The sequence below is a fragment of the Xenorhabdus vietnamensis genome (assembly GCF_002127535.1).
GTDB classification, from domain to species: domain Bacteria; phylum Pseudomonadota; class Gammaproteobacteria; order Enterobacterales; family Enterobacteriaceae; genus Xenorhabdus; species Xenorhabdus vietnamensis.
The window spans coordinates 1-8,388 of sequence record NZ_MUBJ01000044.1 but is presented as its reverse complement, the minus strand read 5'-3'; the positions used below and the strand labels follow the sequence as shown (position 1 = coordinate 8,388).

General features: G+C 41.2%; 20 protein-coding genes. 19 read left to right on the top strand and 1 reads right to left on the bottom strand.

What is annotated here, in order from left to right; genetic code table 11:
* Positions 1-71: 71 nt before the first annotated feature.
* A complete protein-coding gene (locus Xvie_RS19405; protein WP_086110764.1) occupies positions 72-314 on the bottom strand; it encodes a transcriptional regulator in 243 nt (80 codons plus the stop codon).
* 146 nt (positions 315-460) lie between these two features.
* Here Xvie_RS19405 and Xvie_RS19400 point away from each other — a divergent pair, with 146 nt between their 5' ends.
* The 19 genes from Xvie_RS19400 to Xvie_RS19325 all read left to right on the top strand — a co-directional run bounded on the left by Xvie_RS19400 (position 461) and on the right by Xvie_RS19325 (position 8,308).
* Positions 461-1,075 (top strand): XRE family transcriptional regulator, encoded by a 615-nt coding sequence (locus Xvie_RS19400; RefSeq protein ID WP_086110763.1) that lies wholly within the window; start codon positions 461-463, stop codon positions 1,073-1,075.
* Positions 1,076-1,424: 349 nt separating this feature from the next.
* Positions 1,425-1,709 carry a hypothetical protein gene (locus Xvie_RS19395; protein WP_086110762.1) on the top strand — a complete coding sequence of 95 codons (285 nt, stop codon included), beginning with the start codon at positions 1,425-1,427 and terminating at the stop codon, positions 1,707-1,709.
* 9 nt (positions 1,710-1,718) lie between these two features.
* Positions 1,719-1,880 carry a host cell division inhibitor Icd-like protein gene (locus tag Xvie_RS25955; RefSeq protein ID WP_139838905.1) on the top strand — a complete coding sequence of 54 codons (162 nt, stop codon included), beginning with the start codon at positions 1,719-1,721 and terminating at the stop codon, positions 1,878-1,880.
* A gap of 31 nt (positions 1,881-1,911) precedes the next feature.
* Positions 1,912-2,070 (top strand): hypothetical protein, encoded by a 159-nt coding sequence (locus tag Xvie_RS21845; RefSeq protein WP_167376332.1) that lies wholly within the window; start codon positions 1,912-1,914, stop codon positions 2,068-2,070.
* A gap of 68 nt (positions 2,071-2,138) precedes the next feature.
* Complete coding sequence (locus Xvie_RS19390; RefSeq protein ID WP_086110761.1) at positions 2,139-2,525, top strand: hypothetical protein; 387 nt, start codon at positions 2,139-2,141, stop codon at positions 2,523-2,525.
* Positions 2,522-2,833: a hypothetical protein gene (locus Xvie_RS19385; protein ID WP_244175742.1), complete on the top strand. Its 312-nt coding sequence runs from the start codon at positions 2,522-2,524 to the stop codon at positions 2,831-2,833. Before Xvie_RS19390 ends, Xvie_RS19385 begins: the two co-directional genes overlap by 4 nt.
* 26 nt (positions 2,834-2,859) lie before the next feature.
* Complete coding sequence (locus Xvie_RS19380) at positions 2,860-3,270, top strand: hypothetical protein (RefSeq protein WP_086110760.1); 411 nt, start codon at positions 2,860-2,862, stop codon at positions 3,268-3,270.
* A 92-nt stretch (positions 3,271-3,362) separates the two neighbouring features.
* The gene (locus tag Xvie_RS19375; protein WP_086110759.1) at positions 3,363-3,677 is read left to right on the top strand and encodes an ANR family transcriptional regulator; all 315 of its coding nucleotides are present in this window, start codon (positions 3,363-3,365) and stop codon (positions 3,675-3,677) included.
* Positions 3,678-3,687: 10 nt separating this feature from the next.
* Positions 3,688-3,873, top strand: a complete 186-nt coding sequence (locus tag Xvie_RS19370; protein WP_086110758.1) for a PerC family transcriptional regulator — start codon at positions 3,688-3,690, stop codon at positions 3,871-3,873.
* 2 nt (positions 3,874-3,875) lie between these two features.
* The gene (locus tag Xvie_RS19365) at positions 3,876-4,094 is read left to right on the top strand and encodes a hypothetical protein (RefSeq protein WP_086110757.1); all 219 of its coding nucleotides are present in this window, start codon (positions 3,876-3,878) and stop codon (positions 4,092-4,094) included.
* Positions 4,094-4,951, top strand: a complete 858-nt coding sequence (locus Xvie_RS19360; protein WP_086110756.1) for an ORF6N domain-containing protein — start codon at positions 4,094-4,096, stop codon at positions 4,949-4,951. Before Xvie_RS19365 ends, Xvie_RS19360 begins: the two co-directional genes overlap by 1 nt.
* Positions 4,951-5,592 carry a hypothetical protein gene (locus Xvie_RS19355; RefSeq protein ID WP_086110755.1) on the top strand — a complete coding sequence of 214 codons (642 nt, stop codon included), beginning with the start codon at positions 4,951-4,953 and terminating at the stop codon, positions 5,590-5,592. Before Xvie_RS19360 ends, Xvie_RS19355 begins: the two co-directional genes overlap by 1 nt.
* Positions 5,593-5,604: 12 nt before the next feature.
* A complete protein-coding gene (locus Xvie_RS19350; protein WP_086110754.1) occupies positions 5,605-5,949 on the top strand; it encodes a hypothetical protein in 345 nt (114 codons plus the stop codon).
* Positions 5,946-6,179, top strand: coding sequence for a hypothetical protein (locus Xvie_RS19345; protein ID WP_086110753.1), 234 nt, complete (start codon positions 5,946-5,948; stop codon positions 6,177-6,179). The genes Xvie_RS19350 and Xvie_RS19345 overlap by 4 nt, the downstream gene beginning before the upstream one ends.
* Positions 6,176-6,301 carry a hypothetical protein gene (locus Xvie_RS24270; protein WP_279625693.1) on the top strand — a complete coding sequence of 42 codons (126 nt, stop codon included), beginning with the start codon at positions 6,176-6,178 and terminating at the stop codon, positions 6,299-6,301. Before Xvie_RS19345 ends, Xvie_RS24270 begins: the two co-directional genes overlap by 4 nt.
* Complete coding sequence (locus Xvie_RS19340; protein WP_086110752.1) at positions 6,294-6,779, top strand: class I SAM-dependent methyltransferase; 486 nt, start codon at positions 6,294-6,296, stop codon at positions 6,777-6,779. Before Xvie_RS24270 ends, Xvie_RS19340 begins: the two co-directional genes overlap by 8 nt.
* Positions 6,769-7,086 carry a hypothetical protein gene (locus Xvie_RS19335; protein ID WP_086110751.1) on the top strand — a complete coding sequence of 106 codons (318 nt, stop codon included), beginning with the start codon at positions 6,769-6,771 and terminating at the stop codon, positions 7,084-7,086. The genes Xvie_RS19340 and Xvie_RS19335 overlap by 11 nt, the downstream gene beginning before the upstream one ends.
* Positions 7,086-7,298, top strand: a complete 213-nt coding sequence (locus tag Xvie_RS23450; RefSeq protein WP_086110750.1) for an excisionase — start codon at positions 7,086-7,088, stop codon at positions 7,296-7,298. Before Xvie_RS19335 ends, Xvie_RS23450 begins: the two co-directional genes overlap by 1 nt.
* Entirely contained in the window at positions 7,253-8,308 is a 1,056-nt protein-coding gene (locus Xvie_RS19325) for a site-specific integrase (RefSeq protein ID WP_086110749.1), read from the top strand. Before Xvie_RS23450 ends, Xvie_RS19325 begins: the two co-directional genes overlap by 46 nt.
* The last annotated feature ends 80 nt before the right edge of the window (positions 8,309-8,388 follow it).

Below are 8,388 nucleotides of genomic sequence, written 5' to 3'. Positions count from 1 at the left end.
TAAACTTCTGGCATGTTCACCGTGATACAATCAGGAAAGCGCCCCATAACTAAAACCCGTCAAATTCGTCACTAATAATCTTCATGATCTACCTCCACAAGGGGCGGAAACACTTTAGGCAGATCGGGGCGTAGTTCGTGGGCTTGGACTGCTCCGTTGGTGGCCTCAACGATTATCACTACGTTCTCTGGTGATATTCTTTTTTTTCCAGTTAGCCAGTCGCTCACCGTGGACTGAGCTTTGCCAATGTGCTCTGCAAATCTCTTTTGGCTACCCCAAAGCTTTATGGCTTTCTCTATTGCTGTGTTAATCATAATCTCCTCAATGACAAATCGCTATAGCTATTATACAAATGATGAAGCAATAATCAAATGCTATAGCGATTTTGATTTATCATCGCCATAGCGATATAATAAGATTATTAAGCGATTTATTAACGAACATTCACAAAGGTTAAGAAATGACATTTACAGAAAGGCTGAATCGTGCAATGCACGAAGGCGGGTTTAGTCAAGGTTCACTTGCTAAAGCTGTTGGAATGGCTCAATCCAGTGTATGGAAATTAACTTCGGGTACAGCAATCCGCACTACTCGACTCGTTGATATTGCTCGCGTCTTAGATGTACGCCCCGAGTGGTTATCTGATGGGAAAGGGTCAATGAGAGCTGAAGAAAGCAATGATCCAGAATGCAATGATATAGAATTCATTGAATACAAAGGAATGTTCCCGGTTGACATGTATGAAGGGAATGAACCTACTGGTGATCAGATAATGATTCCTAATTTAGTGGAATCAAAAACTTGTAAGGCATACAAACTACATGTGAACAGTGGATGTTCGGAAGCTCCTGCGGGCACAATTATAATTATTGATAGCAATGAGACAGCAGGAACAAATGATCTGGTATATGCCAGAGTCAACAAAGTATTATCAGTCTATAAATTCGTTCAAGGTGGCTCTCATGGGTATCTATCTGTTGATGATAACCGTGTTCCACTGGTTGATATTGGGAACCCCGATGTTGAAGTTCTTGGGGTTATTGTATTCCTCCTCCGAAACATGAAACACCGCTGATACCCCAACTGCTCTGCCATCTCTTCATTTGGGACGGGAGTTGCATATCTCCCAGTTCCTATTCTAATTAACTGAGACAATTTCACCCTCCTAAACTGTACACATATACAGCATTATACTGCATTAATTATAACTCATTTGCAATAACATAAATTTTTTATTTTACTTCATAAAAATCAACATATTATCCACATCACAATAAATCACCTCAAAAAATAATCGCTTAATAATCGCTTTAGCGGTTGATATACAAATCGCTAAAGATATTATTACTGCACGTAGTACAGAAAAGAAAAATCAACACCAAAGAATCAGTATATTAACTTTTGTTTTGTAGCCGGAGGGGCTAATGGAAAGTGGTAATCAAAGTGCAGTGTATAATGTGGAATTAGCACAGAAGTACAACATTGTCGATTCGTATTCAATTGAATACATAAATAAAAAGTGCCCCAACCACTCATTGCTTACAGGGTATTTTGGCGGTGAAATCATATATTCTTTATATATGAGGGATGGGAAATATATGGTGTTGGTTGATGCTTTTAAAATTTTAAATGAAGCCAATCAGAAAGCTCGGGAAATTATTGGCAATTACCCCCAAACAGAAAAGCATTTAGCATCATTAGATAATTAAAGGTAAACCATGAAAACTTTTATCTTCGCTGCAATAGAGCGATCCAATATGAAACAACGTCACCCTAAGTGTATTAAAGCTCAGGCAAGTGATCGGGAAGCAGCAAGAAGGTTACTGGCTCCTACATATGTAATCTTTGGCTGGATGGGACAAATAGTTAATCGTAACTGAGATAAATAATATTAATTCTGAGGGTATAAAAATGAATATCGAATTTATCAACGAAGTTCGGGCATCAATGAAACGTGACCGTCAGTCTGCCATTCGTTCTCGTCATGATGCATTTTTGCGTAAACACTGTGTTCAGGCAGCATTAAATAAACGTCGTTCTATTCGTGAATTAATGGCTATTTATGGTTAATAAAGCACCCGAAGGTATTTCTGTACACCGTGAGGAAATATATCAACGCATCCAACAGGGAATTAAACATGATAAATAAACTACAAGCAGCCGTCGAAATTGCAGAAGAAATTGAAGCCTCAATATTTCCCGTAATGACTGCAACTCAAAATGAAGCTGAACCGGACACTTATTTAATGTGTCGTGGCGTGCATCGTCAGGCATATAATTTAGCTCAAAGGTTAAGGGACATAAATAAAGAATATATTATGGAAGATAATATCGATACAGACCGTAATTTAAATATTGAATTAGAGCCCGCTAAAAATGCAATAGATAAATCAAGAGTATTAATAAGCATGCTCATTGAAGTTGGGAGAAATGACGAAATGGCTACTGCACTTCTTGTCATATCAGAATGCATCCTAACAGCTGGCAAAGAAATAGCACGAGTCCGAGGGGTAGAATATTCATGAATAATATATTCCATCATATCCGTGTCAACAGTGAAAGAATCTCAGAAATGAGTGATGAAAATTTACAATTTTTATTTTCATCGAGCCATGAAGTCATTTATTCGATAACAAGTGGCATGAAGGCTATTGCTAATTTATCTAATGCGGCCGTTAACAGTGAAGAATACTCTCCCGATGAGGCAATGACTGACCTTGATAGATTATCCCGACTGTTATCTGTATTGCCTCTTATTATCGAAGCTGAATACGAAAACAATGTAAATGCAGTGAGTGAAATAAGAGAGAGAGTCAGTAGAAAAAGAGAATAAATTAATTGAATCAATAAGGAGTCACTATGACAACACTTAAACCCATTGAAGCCGCAACTAACCAATATATCCAGATTGAAATCCGTGAAGTTTATGTCGTTCGCGGTGCTAACAGAGCTTATCTGAGTGAAAGCGGTGCACTGAATAAATTAGCTTACGTTCGGGCACAAAGGCAGTTTAATGAGGAAGATAGGCCAAGTAACTTCCCTGCCGAAGAAGTCATTCAGGAAGACGGCACCCCTGCATTGCGCAATGGGAAAATGCGGCCTGAATTTAAGAAACGACATGCTGAGGTATTGGAAGAACTGAAAGCCGATGTTAGGTGGGAGAGAGAAAAGATAGCCCTACGGAAAAAGTATTCAAAAGCAATGAATAAAATTAACTCATTACATGAAACAATATCTGAGTTAGAAATACAAATAGCCGAATTAGATTAATAATAAAAACAACAAAACAATTTTAATTACAGCGCCATCGCTGGGGACTCGCTTACGCCAAATTCAGACTGATTACAAATAAGGAGTTAGGAATGAAAAGTGAAACCTATTTAGATTTTGCTAGTACAGCTATCCAAAAAGAGAAAGAAGAAAAGTATGACCTTGCAGCCGAATATTGGGGGAAAGCCAGAAGTGTAGCTACCAGCCTTAATGCTCAATTATGGTCTGAATATCGTCAGGAACATAACGAAAAAAGATATTCATTACATAACAGCTATAGCAAAGAAATAAGAACTCAGAAAGAAAACCGACAAATAGCGGCAGTAAAGAAACGAACAGCGGAGGTATTGGAAAATCACCTCGAAAATCATGCTGAAACAAATAAGTGGAAGCAAAAGTTTAAATAGGCGGCGAATGATGACTGCATATGAACAAACAAAGCAATTAGCACGGGATTTAGAACTGAAAGGCTTATTTCGCCGGGCTGCTAAAGAATGGGGTAACGCCCTTTCATTAACTCAAGAACACAAGCAAGAACAGGAATGCACCAAGAATAATCTGCGCTGTGTTCGACAGGCACAAATCAAAATACAGGAGGGATAGTGATGGCGAAAAGAAAAAGAAGTAAAACGCAACAAGGTTATATGGGAATGACTATTCCTCAAGGAATGCGATTAGGAAGAAACGAAAAGCAAGATTATTTAAATTCGAAAAAATACCTCGCTAATTTTCCGACAGAAGGTGAATTCAAAAGAGTACCACTAAATAGAGCCATGCGCCGTCTAGCAAAAAGAATAAAGATTGAAATTAAGGAAGCGAAATAATGACCAAGAAAAATGAATTAGTTCCAGTATCCGCCAAAGAACTACAGATTGTTGAGTATCGCGGTCAGCGTGTTGTGACGACTGAACAGTTAGCGGTGGGATATGGGGCTACTGAGAAAAACATCCGTGACAATTTCGACAACAACAAATCCCGATTCGAGGAAGGCAAACATTACTTCCAAATCACAGGAAAAGAACTCGCAGATTTGCGTACCGAAAATATCGGTGTGCAAATTTCGAGCAAAGCACGGTCAATCAGACTATGGACAGAACGCGGTGCAGCGAATCACTCCAAAATGCTGGAAACCGATCAGGCGTGGAACTATTTCGACGACCTGACTGAGTTCTACTTCACGCGTCGCGACGCCATCACCACAGAAGCGGAATTGTTAAGTAACCCAGCGAAGTTACGTTCAATGCTGTCTGTTTACGCCGAGAATGTCGAACGCCTTGAGGGAGAGAATAAAACCCTGAATGCAACGGTGGGTAGTCTGGAAAAACACTTTACCAAAGGCATGACCCTCCCTGCTTTCTGCAAAGGCCTTAACGGTGTGAATACCACCAAAATCATGTGGTGGGCAATGGAACGGAACTGGCTGTACAACGAGCAGAAAGACCCGGAGAAAAAACCGCGCTGGCGTGTCGCTTCTTATGCCCGTGACCGCTATCTCACCGAAGATGAAAACGAAATCAAGCCTCATGGACAAGATCCCTTTATCACCCGCACCGCCGTGTTATTGGAAAAAGGCTGTCATCGTCTCTATGCCCTGTACATGAAAGGTGAGCTTCCCATGAAGAAGAGCTGGAACGGTGAATACCAACACGACAAAGCAGTTTATACCCCGGAGGGCAAGTAATGAACAAACATCACACCAATCCAGCAGGGATATTCATGAACGCAACAAAGCGACACATTAAAACCGCATTTGATTACAGCAAGCATGGTGTGATTGTCATCACTGAGGCAGCAAACAGTGAAATCATGAGTTATGAGGAGGCATTGAAGTCGTTGGACACGGGCAAATATGATAATGACTTATTGCTGGGCTTTGAATTGGTACTGACTATTTCTCATGGCTGGAAAGCGGGCTTTTATGAACCAACCCATGAGCAACGGTTGATGTTGTGGCGGTGGATTGTGTCAGCCTCATTTGTGCAAGAGCAAATAGACAGAAACGGCACCCGTGAGGTTGATAACGGCAAAGGCGGCACTGATACCGCAGCCATTTACGTTAATGGTACATCGGCAATCACAGTATACCCATTGCCAGAACGCATGATGTTAGCCACCCATATTGAAGGGATCGCCTTTGAGCAGTTTGGTAGCGAAGCGGGGGCGGATATGGCGGTAAGAATGTATATGGATTTTGTCAATAGGCAGCCAGAGCGCGGTAACTGGTTATCTGATAAAGGGCGTGAGGGGCTTGCTATTTTGCACGATGAGTTAATCAAATCGGTAGAAGCGGGCGAGTTTGGCGCTATCCCCATCATTCATTAATAAGAGGCTCATATGATAACGAAAAACTTTCGCCTCAATGCCCTGGCGAACACTTATGCAGCCGCTATCTATCACGATGTAACGACCCGTAACGGCGGTGATCACTTCACAATGCAAGTCGGCAAAACAGAAATCAATGTCGCCATTGTCGATGGGGTAAAAGGTATTCGCCAATTGGTAGACAGCTATGCACTGGAAGCGCTACAGCAGAATTACCCAGCATGGGAAGTGATAGCCATTAACCTGATGGAAAAATGCACAGTAAATGGCTGTCTGACAGTCTACGGGCGTGAAATATGGCAAAGCATGATCAATGACATGGGCGACACGCTGGCAGCTAAGGGAGCGTTTCAATGAAAATCGACTATCAGGACAAAGGCAGTACGGCGGTAATCATCATTACCAGCTTCATCACAGAACGCCGCTTACATAACCGTTGTGTTGATGTTGCTCTGTTGGCTACCCCAGTCCGGACTGCCTCTTCCGGTGTGCTTTTCAGAAGAACCGTTATCACAGGCAAAGCAAATCACATGATACGTGCTTATAAACTTATTTGCCGAGAAGCGAACAGCGGAGAACAACAATGATCAGCATCGATAACGCACAGAATGAAATTGGGTTGCCCGGTCACATTGATGATGGGTGCGAGTGGGCAGAGTGGTTGTTGAAGAAGGCGGATGAGCAGCGGGAGGAAGGTGGGAGTGAATAAACCAATTCTCGATATGTGTTGCGGTTCTCGAATGTTCTATTTCGATAAATCCAACCCAGACGTATTATTTTGTGACATTCGCAGAGAGCAACATATTTTATGTGATGGCAGGGAGTTAAATATTAACCCTGATTTAATAGCTGATTTTAGAGACCTGCCATTTGAAAGCGAATCATTTGATTTAGTCGTGTTTGACCCACCTCATTTAGTCAGGGCGGGAAAGAATGGATGGCAACGACAGAAGTACGGTGCATTGGATAGAACGACATGGCGCAATGATTTATCACAGGGATTTAAGGAAGCGTTTAGAGTCATGCGTCCCAGCGCTATTCTGATATTCAAATGGAACGAGACCCAAATTAAAACCAGCGAAATATTATCACTGACAGATATTAAACCTGTTATTGGCCACCCGTCAGGCAAGCGCAGTTATACGCACTGGATGACATTTTATAAGAGGCAGAAGCATGCTCAATAACTCATTCCACCTCACCCAAATTATCGCTTCGGTCTGGGGTGATCCTGCTGATATCACCGATGCAGTCTGGCAGGCAGGATACCGTAAGCCAGAACGGGGAGAAAAGGAAATCACTGAACTTACTATCGACATTATGAATGGGGTGCCCGATGAGGTGCCCTACTCCGAAAGACCAAAAAATTTGGGTGATATTCTCACTACAGAGCTGTACAGCGTCATTTTTGAAGGGACGCTCAGTGTTATGGCAACACCAGCAATGGTGGCGAAGATGATTCAGTGGAACGGGTACGCAAGGGAGAAAAAATAATGGTGAATTTGGATTGCATACCTATTTCAGCATACTGCCAATATACAGGAGAAAGTATTGACGCCATTAATAAACGATTACAGCGTCAATTTTGGATAGAGGGGGTTCATGTGCTAAAGGTTAATGGAGCAAAAGAACGTTGGATTGACTTAACCGAGGTATCTAAATGGGCCAGAAAAAACAAAATGAGTATTCCCTCCCTAGAGGGGTAACTATTCGCAAACACAAAACAGGCGATACTCTGGTTTTAACATTTACTTACAGGGGGGTTTTGTGCAGAGAGCCCCTCTCTCGCCTAGAAGTAAACAATAAGCACATTAAATATGCCGAGCGATTGTTAGGAGAAATACAGAACAACATCGAGAAAGGTATATTTGTTTATTCAAAGTACTTCCCCAAATCAAGTAAACTTTCCATTTTTGGTAACGCTGATAAGTCACGAACCGTAATAGAATACTTAAATGAGTATCTAGGAATCTGCGAAACAAGAAATTTATCACCATCAACAATCGGTGGATATGAAAAATGCAAAACCGCTTTATCTGATTTACACAAAATGCCTGTTGTAGAATTAACACCTGCGATATTAAAGAACTGGATTCAAAAACAAACTACCGCACTAAAAACAATTAGGAATCAACTTTCTTTCCTACGGAGCGCCATAGATGAAGCTGTTACTGACAGCTTGATAAATATTAACCCTGTAAACTTAGTGACAGCATCAAGATATCAAACTGAAAAAGGAGAAAAAGACAAGGAGTATATTGTTGATCCACTATCGCCCGATGAGGTTGTTGCATTACTTTCAGCAACAGGAAATAAACAATGGGAAAATCTTTTTCGGTTTGCAATTAATACAGGGCTTCGCAGCTCTGAGTTATGTGCCTTGCGTTGGTCTGATATCGATTTTGTAGGAAAAACAGCTCATATCACTGTTGCTAGTGTTGTAGGTGTTATTAAGGGAACTAAAACCAAAGCAGGAAAGCGCAAAGTTGAACTAAACGATCAAGCTATGATCGCCCTTTCTAGCCAAAAAGCATTTACTTTTTTAAAGGACAAAGAAATATTTGAGGATCCCAAAACGGGTGAGTCGTGGGCAGGTGCTGACGCTATTCGTAAAAAAGCTTGGGTACCAACATTGAAAAAGGCAGGTATACGTTATCGTAACCCGTATCAGACAAGGCATACATTCGCCACCAAACATATAGCAGAATCAACATAACCTGACATATTCAATATGCTCCGTAAACAACTCATCAACTGAACATCTTTTTTGCCTCCTTATCGCTTTTGCTCCGCCCC